The 16,919-nt window shown below is 68.3% G+C and carries 17 protein-coding genes; 9 read left to right on the plus strand and 8 right to left on the minus strand.

The window, feature by feature from the left end; genetic code table 11:
* Positions 1 to 25: 25 nt before the first annotated feature.
* Positions 26 to 937, minus strand: coding sequence for a DUF1499 domain-containing protein (locus AB5S17_RS09040; RefSeq protein ID WP_369238423.1), 912 nt, complete (start codon positions 935 to 937; stop codon positions 26 to 28).
* Between the two features lie 76 nt (positions 938 to 1,013).
* Positions 1,014 to 2,657 (minus strand): long-chain-fatty-acid--CoA ligase, encoded by a 1,644-nt coding sequence (locus AB5S17_RS09045; protein ID WP_369238425.1) that lies wholly within the window; start codon positions 2,655 to 2,657, stop codon positions 1,014 to 1,016.
* A gap of 174 nt (positions 2,658 to 2,831) precedes the next feature.
* Between AB5S17_RS09045 and AB5S17_RS09050 the strand changes: the two genes are divergently transcribed.
* The 7 genes from AB5S17_RS09050 to AB5S17_RS09080 all read left to right on the plus strand — a co-directional run bounded on the left by AB5S17_RS09050 (position 2,832) and on the right by AB5S17_RS09080 (position 10,143).
* Positions 2,832 to 3,239, plus strand: coding sequence for a hypothetical protein (locus AB5S17_RS09050; protein WP_369238427.1), 408 nt, complete (start codon positions 2,832 to 2,834; stop codon positions 3,237 to 3,239).
* A 199-nt stretch (positions 3,240 to 3,438) separates the two neighbouring features.
* Positions 3,439 to 4,728, plus strand: coding sequence for an Hsp70 family protein (locus tag AB5S17_RS09055; RefSeq protein ID WP_369238429.1), 1,290 nt, complete (start codon positions 3,439 to 3,441; stop codon positions 4,726 to 4,728).
* Positions 4,729 to 4,840: 112 nt separating this feature from the next.
* Positions 4,841 to 5,041, plus strand: coding sequence for a hypothetical protein (locus tag AB5S17_RS09060; RefSeq protein ID WP_369238431.1), 201 nt, complete (start codon positions 4,841 to 4,843; stop codon positions 5,039 to 5,041).
* A gap of 92 nt (positions 5,042 to 5,133) precedes the next feature.
* Positions 5,134 to 6,438 carry a nicotinate phosphoribosyltransferase gene (gene pncB / locus AB5S17_RS09065; protein ID WP_369239076.1) on the plus strand — a complete coding sequence of 435 codons (1,305 nt, stop codon included), beginning with the start codon at positions 5,134 to 5,136 and terminating at the stop codon, positions 6,436 to 6,438.
* A gap of 320 nt (positions 6,439 to 6,758) precedes the next feature.
* Complete coding sequence (locus AB5S17_RS09070; RefSeq protein WP_369238433.1) at positions 6,759 to 7,271, plus strand: MarR family winged helix-turn-helix transcriptional regulator; 513 nt, start codon at positions 6,759 to 6,761, stop codon at positions 7,269 to 7,271.
* Entirely contained in the window at positions 7,268 to 8,596 is a 1,329-nt protein-coding gene (locus AB5S17_RS09075) for an HlyD family secretion protein (RefSeq protein WP_369238435.1), read from the plus strand. Before AB5S17_RS09070 ends, AB5S17_RS09075 begins: the two co-directional genes overlap by 4 nt.
* A complete protein-coding gene (locus AB5S17_RS09080) occupies positions 8,593 to 10,143 on the plus strand; it encodes a DHA2 family efflux MFS transporter permease subunit (RefSeq protein WP_369238437.1) in 1,551 nt (516 codons plus the stop codon). The genes AB5S17_RS09075 and AB5S17_RS09080 overlap by 4 nt, the downstream gene beginning before the upstream one ends.
* Before the next feature lie 85 nt (positions 10,144 to 10,228).
* On the opposite strand, the gene AB5S17_RS09085 is transcribed toward AB5S17_RS09080, so the two are convergent.
* The 5 genes from AB5S17_RS09085 to AB5S17_RS09105 form a co-directional block, all read right to left on the minus strand.
* The gene (locus AB5S17_RS09085; RefSeq protein ID WP_369238439.1) at positions 10,229 to 10,876 is read right to left on the minus strand and encodes a cation transporter; all 648 of its coding nucleotides are present in this window, start codon (positions 10,874 to 10,876) and stop codon (positions 10,229 to 10,231) included.
* 36 nt (positions 10,877 to 10,912) lie between these two features.
* Entirely contained in the window at positions 10,913 to 11,206 is a 294-nt protein-coding gene (locus tag AB5S17_RS09090; protein ID WP_369238441.1) for a type II toxin-antitoxin system RelE/ParE family toxin, read from the minus strand.
* On the minus strand, positions 11,196 to 11,429 hold the full coding sequence (locus AB5S17_RS09095; protein ID WP_369238443.1) for a hypothetical protein: 234 nt from the start codon (positions 11,427 to 11,429) through the stop codon (positions 11,196 to 11,198). Before AB5S17_RS09095 ends, AB5S17_RS09090 begins: the two co-directional genes overlap by 11 nt.
* An 82-nt stretch (positions 11,430 to 11,511) precedes the next feature.
* The gene (gene ggt, locus AB5S17_RS09100; protein ID WP_369238445.1) at positions 11,512 to 13,278 is read right to left on the minus strand and encodes a gamma-glutamyltransferase; all 1,767 of its coding nucleotides are present in this window, start codon (positions 13,276 to 13,278) and stop codon (positions 11,512 to 11,514) included.
* 167 nt (positions 13,279 to 13,445) lie between these two features.
* Positions 13,446 to 13,658 carry a hypothetical protein gene (locus AB5S17_RS09105; protein WP_369238447.1) on the minus strand — a complete coding sequence of 71 codons (213 nt, stop codon included), beginning with the start codon at positions 13,656 to 13,658 and terminating at the stop codon, positions 13,446 to 13,448.
* A gap of 156 nt (positions 13,659 to 13,814) precedes the next feature.
* On the opposite strand from AB5S17_RS09105, the gene msrB reads away from it, so the two are divergent.
* Together msrB and AB5S17_RS09115 are read left to right on the plus strand one after the other, a co-directional pair.
* Positions 13,815 to 14,222 (plus strand): peptide-methionine (R)-S-oxide reductase MsrB, encoded by a 408-nt coding sequence (msrB, locus tag AB5S17_RS09110; RefSeq protein WP_369238449.1) that lies wholly within the window; start codon positions 13,815 to 13,817, stop codon positions 14,220 to 14,222.
* Between the two features lie 306 nt (positions 14,223 to 14,528).
* Positions 14,529 to 15,773 carry a YeeE/YedE family protein gene (locus tag AB5S17_RS09115; protein ID WP_369238451.1) on the plus strand — a complete coding sequence of 415 codons (1,245 nt, stop codon included), beginning with the start codon at positions 14,529 to 14,531 and terminating at the stop codon, positions 15,771 to 15,773.
* 16 nt (positions 15,774 to 15,789) lie between these two features.
* Here the strand turns inward: AB5S17_RS09115 and AB5S17_RS09120 are convergent, their stop codons facing one another.
* Positions 15,790 to 16,836, minus strand: a complete 1,047-nt coding sequence (locus AB5S17_RS09120) for a histone deacetylase family protein (RefSeq protein ID WP_369238453.1) — start codon at positions 16,834 to 16,836, stop codon at positions 15,790 to 15,792.
* Positions 16,837 to 16,919: the final 83 nt, after the last annotated feature.

Here is a 16,919-nt window from a genome sequence, read left to right on the forward strand (position 1 = left end):
CTCGGCCCCTCCCGGTGCGTCCTGCTCAGTCGGTCGTGCCCTTGCCGGTCATCGCCGCGTCGAGGTCGTCGAGGAAGCTGCGGATGAACCGGCGGTTCTGGCCGAGGTCGATGCCGATCGAGCGGGAGACCGAGCGCATGTCGACGAAGGTCTCGTTGCCGTCCTGAACGATCTGGATCTCGACGTCGCTCGGCAGGGCGAAGAGGGGATCGCGTGCGACGGCGGAAATCCGGTATTGATCGCTGTCCGGCTGTTGCGGCGTCGGAGCGGAGGCCTCCAGTTCGGCGCTGGAGCGCGGGGTCGGAACCGGGATGTCCACCGTGCCGCTGACGCCGAGGTCGCCGTTGGCGCGGCGCTCCGCCGCCACGGCCGGATCGCCGGCGATGACGCCGTCGATCTTCCAACCCTTGGCGTCGAGAACATCCCGCGCCGCCTTGTAGACCGTGGGGGCGTCGGCGAGATAGCGGCGGCCGCTGACGATGCTCGGCGTCGCCGGGGTCTTCGCCTGGAGCGGCAGCCCGGTCGGCTGGGCCGCATCGATGACCGCGGCGATGCTGTCCGGCGCCAGCGCCTCGGTATAGGCGGCGTTGGTCTGCGGGTTGGCGAAGGCGAGATAGGCGGCGAGGCCGAAGGGCGCCAGCGCCAGCAAGGATACGCCGAAGCCGGCGACGACCGCCCCGCCGCCGGTGACGCCGTGGATCCAGACGCGTGCCAGACCGTAAAGCGCGACGACGAAGGCGAGGGCGGCGAGCGCCACCCCGAGCAGAAGCAGCCCGATCAGCGCCTGCGGCACGATGCCGCCGAGCCGGAAGACGACGACGCCGATGACGATCAGGAGCAGCGAGAAGGTCGCAAGGCTGCGGGAAAAACCCGCGAGCCGCAGCCGCTTCCTGAGATAGTGCCCCGAGACGGGGAGGCGCCCGTAGACTGAGTTCATGCCGCACACATAGCCCTATGCCGGCGGCAGCATAGAGCAGGCCGTGCCGGCATTGAAGGCAGGCGCGACCGTGATCTCATCCGTTCGTGTCCGACGCGGTCGGCAGGACGTAGTCGCGGAACTGCTCGCGCAGCGCGGTCTTGCGGATCTTGCCCGTCGCCGTATGCGGGATCTCCTCGACGAAGGCGACGTCGTCCGGCATCCACCATTTGACGATCTTGCCTTCGAGGAAGCCGAGCACGTCCTCCTTGCACAAGGTCTGCCCGGGCTTCGGCACGACGACCAGCAGCGGTCGCTCGTCCCACTTCGGATGCTTCAGCCCGATCACCGCGGCCTCGGCGACGCCGGGATGGCCGACCGCGAGGTTTTCCAGTTCGATCGAGGAGATCCATTCGCCGCCGGACTTGATCACGTCCTTCGCCCGGTCGGTGATCTGCATGTAGCCCTGCGGGTCGATATGGGCGATGTCGCCGGTGTCGAACCAGCCGTCCGCATCGAAGAACTCGGCGCCCTGGCCCTTGTAATAGGCCTTGGCGATCGCCGGCCCGCGCACCTTCAGGCGGCCAAAGGTCTTGCCGTCCCACGGCAGGGCGCGATCCGCGTCGTCGGTGATCTTCATCTCGACGCCGAAGGGCGGAAAGCCCTGCTTTTCCTGCAGGTCGAGAAGCGCCTCGCCCTCGAGGTCCTGACAATCCGCCTTGATCGAGCAGAGCGAGCCGAGCGGGCTGGTCTCGGTCATGCCCCAGGCGTGGATCACCTGCACGCCGTAGTCGTCCTGGAACTTCTGGATGACGACGCGCGGACAGGCCGAGCCGCCGATGATCACCTTGCGAAGGTCCGGCAGCGCGTCCCCCGTCGTCTCCAGATGCTGCAGCAGCATGAGCCAGACGGTGGGAACGGCTGCGCTGACCGTCACCCTCTCGCGCGTCAGCATCTCGTAGACCGACGCGCCGTCCATCTTGGCGCCGGGCATGACGATGCCGGAGCCGGCCATCGGGCAGGTGAACGCCATGCCCCAGCCATTGGCGTGGAACAGCGGCACGATCGGCAGAACCCGGTCGCGCGACGACAGCCCCATCGCGTCCGGCTGCTGCGCGATCATCGAATGCAGGACGTTCGAGCGGTGGGAATAGACGACGCCCTTCGGCATGCCGGTGGTGCCGGACGTGTAGCACATGCCGGCGGCGGTGTTCTCGTCGACGACCTTCCAGGCGAAATCGCCGTCGGCTTCGGCCAGCCAGTCCTCATAGGCGACGACATCCGGAAGCGTCGTCGCCGGCATGTGCGCGGCGTCGGTGAGCACGATCACCTTCCCAAGGCTCGGCACCTTCGGCGCGATCGCCTCCACCAGCGGCAGGAAGGTGAGGTCGGTGAAGAGGATGCGGTCCTCTGCGTCGTTCATGATCCAGGCGATCTGCTCGGGGAACAGCCGCGGATTGAGCGTGTGGTAGATCGCCGCGGCCCCGACGATGCCGTACCAGCATTCGAAGTGGCGCCAGGTATTCCAGGCCATCGTCGCGACACGGTCGCCGGACCGGATGCCCTCCCGCTCCAGCCGCTGCGCCAGCTTCAGCGCGCGCAGCCGCGCCTCGCGATAGGTCGTCCGGTGGATCGGCCCCTCGACTGAGCGGCTGACGATCTCGCGGTCCGGATGGATGATCGCCGCGTGGTCGATCAGCTTGGTGCACAAGAGCGGCCAGTCCTGCATCAGTCCCAGCATGGTCGATCCTCCCGGACGTGAGGACATCTTCTCGTTGGGTTCTTGTCCTCTCCGGGTAATGTCCGACGAAAACGCTGGGCCTGTCCAGCCGAGACCGGTCACGTCTGCCTCAGTTCGGTCATTTCCGTCGGCGTAACTGCGTGAAACAAAGAACGCTTTCGCGAGGAGGCAGCCATGCGGCTCCAGGCCGAACACGATGCGACTGGCAGGGACATGGGCGGGGAGACCGCGGAAGCAGTGGAGTTCGAGCTCGCGCTGGACTTGACCGATCTCTCGGTCGAGACGTTCGAGGATTGCGTGCGCTCGGCGGCCGAGGTCATCGGCGGCGAACTCCTGTTCGACATGCCGTCCGACGGCTCGTTCGAGGATGCCTCGCGGATCGCGGCTGTCCGGGTCGCCGAAGAAGACCGCGAACGGATCCTGTTCGCCATCCTCAACGCCGAGGGAGACGCGATCCGCGTCGCGGACCGCAGCGAGATCGGCGAGCGCTTCTACGGCTTCGCCCGGGCCTTCGTCGGCGTCCTGTCGCGCATTCGCGACGATCTGCCCTTCGGTGCCATGGAGACGGAAGGCGCCGCCTGACCCCGGCAGGCGATCCCGCATCGGAGCAGCTGCCGCCGGAAGGCCGGGAGGCAGCGGCGTCCGGATCGCTCGCCTTCAAATGAGAGCCGGCATCGGCTAAAGGGTCCGCGAACCACGACACGCTACCGCATCTTGCGCCGGCCCCGCCTTCTTCGGGCGGTCGGGCCGCAGGTGCCGCTTTCCCTTCGCGAGCCTCGCCATGCCCAAGACCTTCGCCGGCCTCGACTTCGGCACGACCAATTCCACCCTCGGCCTGGCGAGCCCCGGCGGCGAGCCGCGGCTTCTGCCCGTCGAAGGCGACGCCCTGACCATTCCCTCGGCGCTGTTCTTCAGCCTGGAGGACGGCGAGACCTATTTCGGGCGCGCCGCCGTCTTCGAATATGTCGACGGGGCGGAAGGGCGCTTCATGCGGGCGCTGAAGTCGATCCTCGGCACGTCGCTGATGGAGGAGACGACGCAGGTCGGCCGCGAGCGCATGACCTTCGTCGATCTGATCGGGCGCTTTCTCCGGCATCTGAAGCAGCAGCTCGATCAGGAAGCCGACCGCCTCGCCGGGGCGCCCGGCGGGGCAGCCGTCGCAGCCGACACGGTGGTGCTCGGCCGGCCGGTCCACTTCGTCGACGAGGACGAGGCCGCCGACAGGGCGGCGCAGGACCAGCTGGAGGCCGCCGCGCGGGCGCAGGGCTTCCGGCACATCGAGTTCCAGTTCGAGCCGGTGGCGGCGGCGCTCTATTACGAGCGCCAGGTGACGGCGGAGGAGCTGGCGCTGGTGGTCGACATCGGCGGCGGTACCTCCGACTTCTCCGTGGTTCGGCTGTCGCCCGAGCGTTCGCGCGCCACCGACCGGCTCTCCGACATCCTCGCCTCGACCGGCGTCCATGTCGGCGGGACGGACTTCGACCGGCTGCTGTCGATCGCCGCGGTGATGCCGCTGCTCGGCCTCGGATCCGAGACCGCCGACGGCAAGCGGCGCATGCCGGTCTGGTATTTCAACGACATGGCCACCTGGCATCGGATCAACACGCTCTATACGCCGAAGATCGCGCGCGACATTGCGGGCCTGAAGAAGGAGGCGGCCGAGCCGGACAAGCTCGCGCGCTTCGAGCACATGCTGCGGCACCGCTCCGGCCATCGCCTCGCCGGTGCCGTCGAGACGGCGAAGATCGCGCTGTCCGACGCGGGCGAGACGCTGATCCGGCTGAAGGAGGCGGGACTGCTGCTGGAGGCGCCGGCGACCCGCGCCGAGTTCGAGCAGGCGACGGCGGAACTCGTCGGTCGGATCGGGTCCGCGGTCGATCATTCGCTCGCCGTGGCCGGCGTTGCCCCGGAGGCGGTCGAGACGGTGATCCTGACCGGCGGCGGTGCGCAGGTGCCGGCGGTCCGTGCGGCGGCCACGTCGCGCTTTCCGGCCGCGCGCATCGCCCAGTCGGACGCCTTCGGCTCGGTCGGACTCGGCCTCGCGATCGACGCGGCCCGCCGTTTCGCCTGACGCGAAAGCCCGGCACGGCGGCGTCCGGCGGTCCCGCGGCGGCGGGCCTATCTTCGCCGTGGTTCTTCCTGTAACGGATTTTTCAGGGGGACTTTCGACGGGGAATGGGGCGATGAGCAAAGATCTCGATGCCGCGATCGATTCGATCCAGGGACGGGTCACGGAAATCTGCGAGTTCCTGCACGAGATCGAGCCGGGCAAGCCGGTCGACGAGACGGCCCTTGCGGAGGCGGTCCACGACTGCTCGAACGTGACGCAGTCAATGACGAGCCTGAAGCGCGTCGTGAACCGTTTGGGCGACCAGAAGAGCTGAGGACCGGCCCGCGGGAGCCACGGCCGGGCGGACTGCCGTGCCGGGCGCGACGCGGCCGATGCGCGGCCGCGTAGAAGGAGTATGTTCCGATGATGGTTGCGACCGACATCGCCACGCGGGTGTGGAACCACACCTTCAAGCTCGATCCGATCGTCCGCAGCCTGCTCGACACGGACTTCTACAAGCTGCTGATGCTGCAGATGGTCCGCGGCCTGCATCCGGACGTGGACGTCACCTTCTCGCTGATCAACCGCTCGAAGGGCGTGCGCCTGGCTGAGATCATCGACGAAGGCGAGCTCCGCGACCAGCTCGACCACGCGCGCTCTCTCTCATTCTCGAAGCGCGAGATGATCTGGCTGGCGGGCAATACCTTCTACGGCACCAAGCAAATCTTCCGGCCCGACTTCCTCGAATGGCTGGAGGATTTCCGCCTGCCGGAATACGAGCTGCGCCGCGTCGACGGACAGTTCGAGCTGCACTTCTACGGGCCATGGACCCACACCATGATGTGGGAGATCCCGGCGCTCGCCATCGTCAACGAGCTGCGCTCGCGGGCCGCGATGAAGAATTTCAAGCGCTTCGAGCTCGATGTCCTCTATGCCCGCGCCAAGGCCAAGATGTGGGAGAAGGTCGAGCGGCTGCAGAGCCTGCCGAACCTGCGCATCACCGACTTCGGAACCCGCCGGCGGCATTCCTTCCTCTGGCAGCGCTGGTGCGTCGAGGCGCTGAAGGAGGGGCTCGGCGACCGCTTCATCGGCTCGTCCAATGTGCTCCTGGCGATGGAGGCGGACCTCGAGGCGATCGGCACCAATGCGCATGAACTGCCGATGGTGCTCGCCGCGCTCGCGCCGAACGACGAGGCGCTGAAGAAGGCGCCCTATGCGGTGCTTCAGGAATGGCAGAGCTACTATGGCGGCAACCTCCTGATCGTCCTGCCCGACACCTTCGGCACGGCCGCCTTCCTGCGCAACGCGCCGGCCTGGCTCGCCGGCTGGACCGGGTTCCGTCCCGATTCCGCGCCGCCGATCGAGGGCGGCGAGGAGATCATCGCCTGGTGGAAGGCGATGGGCGAGGACCCGCGCGAGAAGCTCCTGGTGTTCTCCGACGGCATGGACTCCGACTCGATCGAGCGGACCTACCGGCATTTCGACGGCCGGGTGCGCATGAGCTTCGGCTGGGGCACCAATCTCACCAACGACTTCCGCGGCGTCGCGCCGGAACCGATGGGCGGGCTCGACCCGATCTCGGTGGTCTGCAAGGTGGTCTCGGCCAACGGCCGACCGGCCGTGAAGCTCTCCGACAACCCGGCCAAGGCGACCGGCGAGCCGTCCGAAGTCTCCCGCTACCGCCGCGTCTTCGGCGAGGCCGCCTATGCGGAGCGCGAACTGGCGGTCTGAGGGCAGGCGCAGCCGGCGCTGTTCCGGCGCCGGGAACGGAGCCGCGCCGCTGCGCCGACTTCCGCTTGCGCTCGAGATGCCCGAATCGAAGACTGAGACAGCGGCATAGACTTCGCTGCTCCAGCGACGTCGCGGGCGAGGATCGACCTCGTCCGAGGACGCTCCGACGCCTGCGCGCCTGCTGATCCGAACCGACTTTTCTCCGGAAGACCGCGGGATCGAGACGTCACCATTCAAGCAAAGAAATTTTTGCATTGCGACGAACTGCAGGCTGCCGTTTTACGCTTGCTTATGATAATCGTGCTTATTATATCCCCGCCATGCCACATGAGTCCGTTCCCAGTCTCGGCTTCCTGCTCGTCGACACCGCGCGCCTTTTGCGCCGCCGGTTCGATCAGGAATGCCGTGACCTGCCGATGACCTCCGCGCAGATGCAGATCATCGCCCGGATCTCGAAGAACGAGGGGATCGGCCAGTCGGCGCTCGCCGCGCTGCTCGAGCTCGAGCCGATGACGGTCTGCCGTCACGTCGACCGCATGGTCGCCGCCGATCTCGTCGAGCGCCGTCAGGATCCTGCCGACCGGCGCGCCCGCCAGCTGTTCACGACCGAAAAGGGCCGCACGCTGCTCGAGCCGATGCGCGCGCTCGCCGCGTCGGTTCTGGAAGAGGCGCAGGCCGGCCTGTCCGCCGAGACACGGGCGACGCTGTTCGAAGCCCTTCAGACCATCAGCCGCAATCTGTCCGCCGGCGAAGCCGCGAAGATGACGAAGCGCGAGGACCAGCGCACCGTCGCCGCAGCCGACGAGCGGGAGCCGACCGGAGAAATCGCATGAACGCCCAGCCAGACAAGAAGTCCTTCGAAGACGCCGAGCGGCCGGACAGCGCGGTGACCAAGGCGCCGGCGCAGGCGGCGGGCACGCCGGCTCCGGCCGCCGCCAATCCCGCCCCGGAGATTTCGGCCGCACCGGGGCCGCGCAAGAAGCGCCGCCCGATCCGCAAGCTGCTGATCGTCGCCCTGCCGCTCGCCCTCGTGGTGGCCGGCAGCTACTACTGGGTGACCGGCGGCCGCTACATCAACACCGAGGACGCCTATGTCCAGCAGGACCGCGTCACGGTGATGCCGCAGGTCAGCGGCCAGATCGCCGATGTCTTCGTGCATGAGAACGATCACGTCGCGGCCGGGCAGAAGCTGTTCACCATCGATCCCAGCGTCTACCGCAACGCGGTCGAGCAGGCGCAGGCCAATCTCGAAAGCGCCCGGCTCGACGTCGAGAAGTTGAAGGCGTCGTACCGGCAGGCGGTGGCGGATCGCCAGACCGCTTCCGATGCGCTTCAGACCGCGCAGACGACCTACGACCGGCAGAATGCGCTGGTGAAGCGTGGTGTCGCCTCGCAGTCGGCGCTCGACGATGCCCGCCTGGCCCTCCAGCAGGCGAAGGGCAAGCTGTCGAGCGCCGACCAGCAGGTCATGTCCGCCAAGGCGGCGCTGGCCGGCAATCCCGACATTCCGACCGACCAGCACCCCGAGGTCATGCAGGCGATCGCCAAGCTCGACGCGGCCAAGCTCGACCTGTCGCATACGACCGTCACCGCGTCCGAGCCCGGCATCGTCAGCCAGACCGACCGGCTGCAGGTCGGCCAGTACGTGACGCCCTCCACGTCGGTGATGAGCGTGATCGAGACCGGCAACAGCTGGGTCGAGGCGAACTACAAGGAAACCGACCTGACCAACATGCGGGACGGGCAGCCGGTGGAAGTCGAATTCGACACCTATCCGGGCCGCACCTTCGAGGGCAGCGTCGGCTCGATCGGGGCGGGCACCGGGTCGGAGTTTTCGCTCCTGCCGGCACAGAACGCCACCGGCAACTGGGTGAAGGTCGTCCAGCGCGTCCCCGTCCGCATCCATCTGCCCGAGAACGGCCAGCTGCCGCCACTGCGGGCCGGCATGAGCGCCAGCATCACGGTCGACACCGGCAAGTCGCGCGGCGTTCCGGACTTCCTGAAGCCGGTCGTCGCCGATCTCGGCCTCGATCAGTGGCTGGGCGGCGGTCACGCCTATGCCGCGACCGACACTGCCGGCGCGCCGGGCGTCGCGACCGCGGATGCGTCGGCCGCCAACGGAGGGGCCACCGCCACCGCGGCGGCCGCCGCCAAGTGAGCGGCGCTGCGGCCGCGGCGCCGCAGAGCGGGACCGGCGTCAAGCACAAGGGCCTGATCACCGTCTCGATCATGCTCGCGACGATCATGCAGGTGCTCGACACCACGATCGCCAACGTCGCGCTGCCGGACATGCAGGGTTCGCTCGGCGCCGCCCAGGACCAGATCACCTGGGTGCTGACCTCCTACATCGTCGCCGCGGCGATCATGACGCCGGTGACCGGCTGGCTGTCCGACCGGATCGGCCTGCGCGAGCTGTTCATCGCGTCGGCGGCGGGCTTCGTCCTCGCCTCGATGGCCTGCGGCATCTCGACCAGCCTGAACGAGATGATCATGTTCCGGCTGTTCCAGGGGATCTGCGGCGCGGCCCTGGTGCCGCTGTCGCAGACCGTGCTTCTCAACATCAACACCAAGGAGCAGCACGGCTCGGCGATGGCGATCTGGGGCGCCGGCATCATGGTCGGCCCGATCGTCGGCCCGACGCTCGGCGGCTGGCTCACCGAGACTTTCAACTGGCGCTACGTCTTCTTCGTCAACCTGCCGATCGGCATCCTGGCGCTCGCCGGCATGATCCTGTTCCTGCCGAAGACCCCGACGCGCAGGCGCGGCTTCGACTTCTTCGGCTTTGCGATGCTGTCGCTGTTCATCGGCGCGCTGCAGCTGTTCCTCGACCGCGGCGAGCAGGTCGACTGGTTCTCCTCGGCGGAGTGCTGGATCGAGCTCGGCCTCACCGTCTCGGGTCTGTGGGCGTTCGTGCTGCACATCACGGGGCGGGAAGGGGCGTTCATCGACCCGCAGATCTTCAAGGACAAGAACCTCGTGATGGCGCTGGTCATGATCTTCGTGGTCGGCATGATCCTGCTCGCCGGCCTCGCGCTGCTGCCGCCGATGCTGCAGAACATCCTCGGCTATCCCGTGGTGACGACCGGCATCGTGCTGGCGCCGCGCGGCGTCGGGACGATGATCTCGATGATCGTCGTCGGGCGGATCATCGGCAAGATCGATACGCGGCTCCTGATCCTGACCGGGCTCATCCTGACGGCGGTCTCGCTGTGGCAGATGAGCGGCTTCTCGCCGCTGATGAACGAGACGCCGATCGTCACCTCGGGCATCATTCAGGGGCTCGGCCTCGGCCTCGTCTTCGTGCCGCTGTCGACGCTCGCCTTCTCCTCGCTGGAGCCGCGGTTCCGCGCCGATGCGGCGGCGCTGTTCAGCCTGTTGCGCAACATCGGCTCGTCGGTCGGCATCTCGATCGTGTCGGTGGAGCTCTCCCACAACATCGTCATCGCCAAGTCGGACCTCGTGTCCAAGCTGACGCCGTTCAACGAGAACTTCACCAATGCGGTGTCGAACCTGCCGCTGGACCAGACGACCCTGATGACCGTCCTCAACCAGCAGGTCTCGGCGCAGGCCGCGATGGTCGCCTATGTCGACGACTTCAAGCTGATGATGATGATCTCGCTCTGCGCCATCCCGCTGCTCGCCTTCATGAAGGTCTCGAAGCGGCCGGCGGCCGGCGGCGACGCGCATGCGGCGGTGATGGAATAGGGCAGGGATCCCAAGATAATCGGGGCCGGGGCGGCGACGCTCCGGCCCTTCCTTTTGCCCGCTTCGGCGCTGCGCCGGACGCGCCTCAGCCGCAGCAGCAGTCGTCTTCGCTGATGGCTTCCCGCCCCTCCCTGACCAGGAACCAGACGATCCCGAGGGAGGCGACGGGGTCGATCCACCAGGCGCCGAACAGGCCTTCGGCGGCGAGGCTGGCGACGACGACCAGCGACAGCCAGCCGCAGGTGATCGCCTCCATCGCATCGGCCCGCAGCGCCCGGCTCCCGAGATCCCGCGCCACCGCCAGCTTGCGCCTGGCGAGGAAGAGCATGACCGGCATGGACAGGACCGCGACGATCAGGCCCGGCCATGAGAAGGCTTCGCCGGCGCCGGTCCAGAGCTTCCAGCCCGCCGCGACGACGACGTAGAGCGCCAGCGCCAGGAGCAGCACGCCGGCGGTGCGGCTTGCCGTGCGTTCGGCGCTTTCGGCGAAGGCTTGTCCCTGCTTCAGTTCCACCGTGAGGCGCCAGACCAGCACGCCGGCCGAAGCGAGTTCGATGACGCTGTCGATGCCGAAGGCGAGGAGCGACAGGCTGCCCGTGGCGATCCCGGTCCAGACGGCCACGACCGCCTCGATCGTCATCCATGCGATAGAGAGATATTCGAGCCGGAATGCCTGGGCGACGAACCGCGTGCGCTCCCCGGCAAGCGGCTTGTCGGATGTGTCGGTGATCATGTCCATGTCCGCAAAGCTGGAGCAGCTCGCAATGGGTCAAGGTCCCTCTTCGCCCCATGGATCCCGAAGGGTCGAGCCATGTTCGATGGATTCGATGACGACGCCATCCGTCCCGATCCGATAGAAGATGATGTGCGAGCCATGGACGAAGCGACGCTCGTCCTCGCTTTGGCTGCGTCTTCCTACTCTTGGCAAATCGGCGATTAGCTCGAACGTTCGTCGGAACGAGTCCTGGTATCTGAGCGCCTGGATCGGCCCGAACTGCAGGATTCCCTCGACCAGAATCTCCTCCAGGTCGCGGGCGGCTCGTTCGGTGAGCCTATAGGGCACGGCGTTGCTTGTCGTGGACGGACTGAACGGCCTTGACCGCGCGATCCCAGACTTCGTCGACGGTCGCATCGGATATCGGACTGGATTTGCGCCGGGCGCGCACCTGCGAACGGAATGCCCGGTAGTCCTCGTCGGGCAACGCTGCAATCTTCGCGACGTCCTCGTCGCTCGGCACCGCCAGCGAGCCGAGGGTGAGTCGTCCGTCGAGGAAGGTCTCGGTCATTGGAAGCACCACCATTCGCGTTGCAGGCAGCATCTTGCGAAAAGACAGGGCGGCCGCAAGGGCCGAGGCTGAGAGCGGCGCTTCAGTCCCCGACCGCCAGCCCCTCGCGCCGCGGGTCGGCGCCGCCTTCCAGCCCGTCCGGCCCGATCCGGATGGTCTGGATGCCGGAATTCATGTCGCTGACCTTCACCTGGTAGCCCATCGCCTTCAGCGGTTCGGCGAGGTCGGCGGCCCTGGTGCCGGCTTCCAGTTCGAAGGTGCCGAAGCGGTTCAGGAGGTGCGGCAGCGCCGCCGCCTCGGCGACGTTCATCTTCCAGTCGATCAGCGCGATCACGGCTTCCGCGACATAGCCGATGATCGACGAGCCGCCGGGCGAGCCGAGCGCATAGACGGGGCGGCCTTCCTGCATGACGATCGTCGGCGACATCGACGAGCGCGGGCGCTTGCCCGGCGCCACCGCATTGGCGATCGGCCGACCCTCGTCATCATGGGTCTCGAAGGAGAAGTCGGTCAGCTCGTTGTTCAGCAGGAAGCCTTCTACCATCAGCCGCGAGCCGAACTCGTTCTCGATCGTCGTGGTGATCGAGACGACGTCGCCGGCCGCGTCGACGATGTCGAAGTGGCTGGTCGAGGGCAGTTCGATGGCGACGTCGTCGCCCTGTTCGAGCGAGGCGTGGTCCCAGGCCGGCATGCCCGGCTTGACGGCGTCCTTGGCCAGCGCCGTGTCGCCGGAGAGGAGCCGCGAGCGGTCCTTCAGGTAGTCGGGGTCCAGCAGGCCCTGGAGCGGCATCGGGACATAGTCGATGTCCGCCTCGTAGCGGCCGCGGTCGGCGAAGGCGAGGCGGGAGGCGTCGCCGATGATCCGCCAGGCCTTCGCGCTCCATGGGCCCATCTGGCCGATGTCATAGGGCTCGATCATGCCGAGGATCTGGCCGATGGTCAGCGCGCCGGAGGAGGGCGGTCCCATGCCGCAGACGTCATAGCCGCGATAGGGCGCGCAGACCGGCGGGCGTTCGACGATGCGATAGTTGGCGAGGTCGGAAAGGGCGAGGCGGCCGGGATTGTCGTCCACCCCCTGCACGGTCTGAACCATCGCCTCTGCGATTGGGCCCTTGTAGAAGCCGTCGGCTCCCTTGTCGGCGAGCGTCTCCAGCGTCTTTGCGTAGGGCTCGTTCTTCAGGATCGTGCCGACGGCGAGCGGCGCCCCGTCCTTGTCGTAGAAATAGGCGCGGGCTGCCGGATAGCGCTTCAGTCGTTCGCCGTCTCCGGCGATCAGCTCGTGCAGCCGCGGCGAGACGGCAAAGCCGTTGCGGGCGAGGTCGATCGCCGGCTGGACCACCTGCGCCCAGGGCAGCGCGCCGAAGCGCTCGTGCGTCTCGTACATCAGCCGCACCGTGCCGGGGGTACCGACCGAGCGGCCGCCGACGACCGCGTCGTAGAACGCCAAGGGATCGCCGGCCTTGTCGAGGAACAGCGTCGGGTCGTCGGCCGCCGGCGCCGTCTCGCGGCCGTCGAACGTGGTGAGCTGGCCGGACTTGGCGTCGAAGTAGACGAGGAATGCGCCGCCGCCGAGGCCCGAGGACTGCGGCTCGACGAGGCCGAGGACGAGCTGCGTCGTCACCATCGCGTCGATGGCGTTGCCGCCCTTTTCCAGAATCGCCAGCCCCGCCTTGGCCGCCAGCGGATTGGCCGCCGCCACCATCTGCTTCTGCGCATGGGCAAGCGGCTTTGGCTGCGAGCCTGCGGCCTGTTCCGGGCGCACGGCGTCCGTCGCCTGCTGGGCGTGCACTTCTGCCGGCCAGCCGAGCCCGGAGGAGAACAGGAGGGCGGCCAGAATCCTCGCAAGCATCGTCGCATCCTCCCGCAAGTGCCGGTGGCGGAAACTTACGGCAGATCACCCGTGGGCGGAAGCGGCGGGGCAGATCGATGGGCGGCCACCGGCCCTTTTCCCCCAGAAGAAAGCCGCCGCCGATCGATCGGCAGCGGCTTTTCCGGGCAGGCGACGGTTCGAAAGGATCAGAGATCCCGCTCGTCCTCGACCTCGACGCTTTCGGCGGGGTGGCGCTCGATCTCGCCGCCTTCCGGATCGACGCTGCCGGGGCGGTCGAAGGGATTGTCCTCGCTCGGCCGGGCCTTCGGCGCGTTCTGGCGATAGGACATGTCCTGGTCGCGGTCCTGCTCGTCGGCGCGGTTCTGCTGGTTGTCGAACTTGTCGGGCGCGTTGCTCATCGCGGCCTCCTTCCAGATTGGCTTGGCGCATCCCATCTGACCGGATACGTCACGTGTCAGGCTGAACCCGCGCGCATGCCGCTTCGTTCCGCCGGAGACGGCGCGGGCGCAGCCGGCGGCGACCGAAGGCCCGCAGACAAGACAAGGAGAGTTCCCATGGATGCCAAGACCTATCCGGTCACCCACACCGAGGCGGAGTGGCGGGAGATCCTCACGCCCGAGCAGTACGAGGTCATGCGCGGTCACGGCACCGAGCGGCCCGGCAGCTGCGCGCTGCTGCACGAGAAGCGGCCCGGCACCTTCTCCTGCGTCGGCTGCGGCCAGCCGCTCTTCGTGGCGAAGACCAAGTTCGAGAGCGGCACCGGCTGGCCGAGCTTCGACACGCCGGTCAAGGGCGCCGTGGAGATGAGCGAGGACCGCAGCTACGGCATGGTTCGCACGGAGGTGCACTGCAGCCGCTGCGGCAGCCATCTCGGCCACGTCTTCCCGGACGGGCCGCCGCCGACGGGCCTGCGCTACTGCATCAACGGCGTGGCGCTGACCTTCGAGCCGGAAGCCGCCTGACGTGTCCGGCGGGCGGCGGCGCATCATTGGCGCCGCCGTCACCACCTCCGGCGGACCGTCGTATGCCGGAGCCGCGCGACCGCGACGCCGGGCTGCGCTTCGAGCCCGCCGACAGCCTTCCGGAAGGCGGCGGCCCCGATGCGGCGGCCGGAGCACGATCGTTCGCGCATTGGCGATCGCGCAAAAAGCGCTGCCCCGTTCAAGCGCCTGCGGAGAAGCCCATTCGTCGCCTGAGCTGCCGCCAGACCTTATCTCTCTTGCCGAACCATCAGCCGAGCTGATCAAGCATCGAGAGTCAGGTCCTTCATGTCCCAATCCACTCTGGTCGCCGACCGCGCCAGCGGCAAACGCCTGTCGCCGCGGCTCGCGCCCGACGTCAATCCGATCGCCTGGGGCGGGCTCGCCGCCGCGATCGTCGCCACCGCGCTGCTCGGCTTCGGCGAGGGCGGCCGCATCGCGGCGCTCTTCGTCGTCGGCCTGGCGCTCGGCCTCGTCCTCTATCACGCCGCCTTCGGCTTCACCTCGGCCTGGCGCAGTTTCGCGCGCGATGGCCGCGGCCGAGGCCTGCGGGCGCAGATGGTGATGATGGCGATCGCCGTCGTCCTGTTCTTCCCGGCGCTCGCGGCGGGGACCTTGTTCGGCATCCCCGTCCACGGCTTCGTCTCGCCGGTGAGCCTCTCCGTCCTCGTCGGCGCCTTCATGTTCGGCCTCGGCATGCAGCTCGGCGGCGGCTGCGCCTCCGGAACGCTCTATACCGCCGGCGGCGGCAATGCCCGCATGCTGATCACGCTGGTCTTCTTCATCGTCGGGTCGGTGCTGGCGACGGTCAACTTCGACTTCTGGACCGCGCTGCCGGGCTTCCAGCCGATCTCGATCGTATCGAGCTTCGGCGCGCCGGTGGCGATCGTCGTCTCGCTGGCGGTCTTCGCGTTGATCGCCGGCGCGACCTATCTCGTCGAGACGCGGCGTCACGGCGCGCTGGAGCGCGCCGAGGCGAGCCCGCGCCACGGCCTCGCGCGCTTCACCCGCGGCCCTTGGCCGTTGCTCGCCGGTGCCGTCCTGCTGGCACTGCTGAACTTCGCGACCCTGTCGCTCGCCGGCCGCCCCTGGGGCATCACCTCCGGCTTCGCGCTCTGGGGCGCCAAGCTCGCCGGCCTCGTCGGCATCGACGCCTCCGCCTGGACGTACTGGCAGAGCCCGTCCAATGCGGCGGCGCTGCATCAGAGCGTCTTTGCCGACGTCACCTCGGTGATGAACTTCGGCATCATGCTCGGCGCCTTCGTGGCGGCGGCGCTCGCCGGCCGGCTCGCGCCGAACTTCCGCATCCCGTGGCGCTCGGCGCTCGCTGCCGTGATCGGCGGCCTGCTCCTCGGCTATGGCGCCCGCATCGCCTATGGCTGCAACATCGGCGCCTATTTCGGCGGCATCGTCTCCGGCAGCCTGCATGGCTGGCTCTGGGCCGTCGCAGCCTATGTCGGCTCGATGCTCGGCGTGCGCCTGCGCCCGGTGTTCTTCGTCGACGAACGGGCGCGGGTGGCGAAGACGGCGTGACCGCGTCGTCGCGGACTCAAGCGGCGCCGAAGGCCTCTAAGAAGGCCGGCGCCGCCTCGGCCACCGCCGCCAGCGAGTAGCCGCCTTCCTGCACGATGACGCTGGGAAGGCCGAGCCCCTTCAGGATCGTCGCAACGCGCGGATAGGCGGCGGTGGTGACGGTGAGCTCGGACAGCGGGTCGTCCTGATGCGCGTCCCAGCCGGCGGAGATCACCAGCGCCTCGGCGCCGAAGCGGGTCGCTTCTTCGGCGAGGCGTTCGACCGCCGCGACGAACGCCTCGTCGCCGGAGCCCGGCGGAAGCGGGATGTTGCGGTTGAAGCCTTCGCCGGCGCCGGTGCCGCGCTCCTCGGCATAGCCGAAGAAGTGCGGGTAATAGGCGGTCGGATCGGTGTGCACGGACCCGAAGAAGACGTCGTCGCGGGCATAGAAGATCGCCTGGGTGCCGTCGCCATGATGGGTGTCGAAGTCGAGGATGGCGACGCGGGAAAAGCGCGCGCGCAGCACTTCGGCCGCGATGGCCGCGTTGTTGAGGAAGCAGAAGCCGTTGGCCCGGTCCGGATAGGCGTGGTGGCCGGGCGGCCGGCACAGCGCGAGAGCCGCGCGATCACCGCCGCGAACGGCCTCGGCCGCCGCGATGGCGCTTCCGGCCGAAGCCAGTGCTGCGTCGAAGCTGCGCTCGGTCATCGCGCAGGAGAGATCGCCGATATACCAGCCGCACTGGCCGAGAATGCCTTGCGTCTTCGGCGCCGGGCGTGGGCCGAGGACGCTGGCGCCGGAGAAATAGGGATGCGCGTTCGGCAGCACTTCCGGCCCGGCATTCGGCAGTTCCCGAAAGCGCGCAAAGGCCGTTTCGAGGAAGCGCAGGTAATGCTCCGGATGCACGGCGAGGATCGGCTCCCGGCCCGGGGCGGGCGGCGTCTCGGCCGTCAGACCCACCCGCCGCAGCGAGGCCATGAGCGTCTCCGCCCGGTCGGGGTTTTCCAGCGGGCGCACGAGCCGGCCGTGGACGCCGTATTGCGTTGGCCGGTGAAGCAGTTGGTCGGACGAAAAGAACAGGCGCATTCACGCACTCCGGACAGGGACTGTGGCTTCCCACGGCGCCAGCGGGGCGGCCGCAGGTCGGCTCTTTCCATCCTAGGGCGCGA

Source organism: Jiella sp. M17.18 (assembly GCF_041027365.1).
Lineage (GTDB): Bacteria > Pseudomonadota > Alphaproteobacteria > Rhizobiales > Rhizobiaceae > VKMB-3413.

What these genes read in the sequence shown, in the direction of transcription:
- AB5S17_RS09095 (WP_369238443.1), bottom strand. Translation starts at nt 11,429, where the DNA reads ATGACCGAGACCTTCCTCGACGGACGACTCACCCTCGGCTCGCTGGCG.
- ggt (WP_369238445.1), bottom strand. Translation starts at nt 13,278, where the DNA reads ATGCTTGCGAGGATTCTGGCCGCCCTCCTGTTCTCCTCCGGGCTCGGC.
- AB5S17_RS09120 (WP_369238453.1), bottom strand. Translation starts at nt 16,836, where the DNA reads ATGCGCCTGTTCTTTTCGTCCGACCAACTGCTTCACCGGCCAACGCAA.
- msrB (WP_369238449.1), top strand. Translation starts at nt 13,815, where the DNA reads ATGGATGCCAAGACCTATCCGGTCACCCACACCGAGGCGGAGTGGCGG.
- pncB (WP_369239076.1), top strand. Translation starts at nt 5,134, where the DNA reads ATGGTTGCGACCGACATCGCCACGCGGGTGTGGAACCACACCTTCAAG.
- AB5S17_RS09105 (WP_369238447.1), bottom strand. Translation starts at nt 13,658, where the DNA reads ATGAGCAACGCGCCCGACAAGTTCGACAACCAGCAGAACCGCGCCGAC.
- AB5S17_RS09045 (WP_369238425.1), bottom strand. Translation starts at nt 2,657, where the DNA reads ATGCTGGGACTGATGCAGGACTGGCCGCTCTTGTGCACCAAGCTGATC.
- AB5S17_RS09050 (WP_369238427.1), top strand. Translation starts at nt 2,832, where the DNA reads ATGCGGCTCCAGGCCGAACACGATGCGACTGGCAGGGACATGGGCGGG.
- AB5S17_RS09070 (WP_369238433.1), top strand. Translation starts at nt 6,759, where the DNA reads ATGCCACATGAGTCCGTTCCCAGTCTCGGCTTCCTGCTCGTCGACACC.
- AB5S17_RS09085 (WP_369238439.1), bottom strand. Translation starts at nt 10,876, where the DNA reads ATGATCACCGACACATCCGACAAGCCGCTTGCCGGGGAGCGCACGCGG.
- AB5S17_RS09115 (WP_369238451.1), top strand. Translation starts at nt 14,529, where the DNA reads ATGTCCCAATCCACTCTGGTCGCCGACCGCGCCAGCGGCAAACGCCTG.
- AB5S17_RS09055 (WP_369238429.1), top strand. Translation starts at nt 3,439, where the DNA reads ATGCCCAAGACCTTCGCCGGCCTCGACTTCGGCACGACCAATTCCACC.
- AB5S17_RS09075 (WP_369238435.1), top strand. Translation starts at nt 7,268, where the DNA reads ATGAACGCCCAGCCAGACAAGAAGTCCTTCGAAGACGCCGAGCGGCCG.
- AB5S17_RS09060 (WP_369238431.1), top strand. Translation starts at nt 4,841, where the DNA reads ATGAGCAAAGATCTCGATGCCGCGATCGATTCGATCCAGGGACGGGTC.
- AB5S17_RS09040 (WP_369238423.1), bottom strand. Translation starts at nt 937, where the DNA reads ATGAACTCAGTCTACGGGCGCCTCCCCGTCTCGGGGCACTATCTCAGG.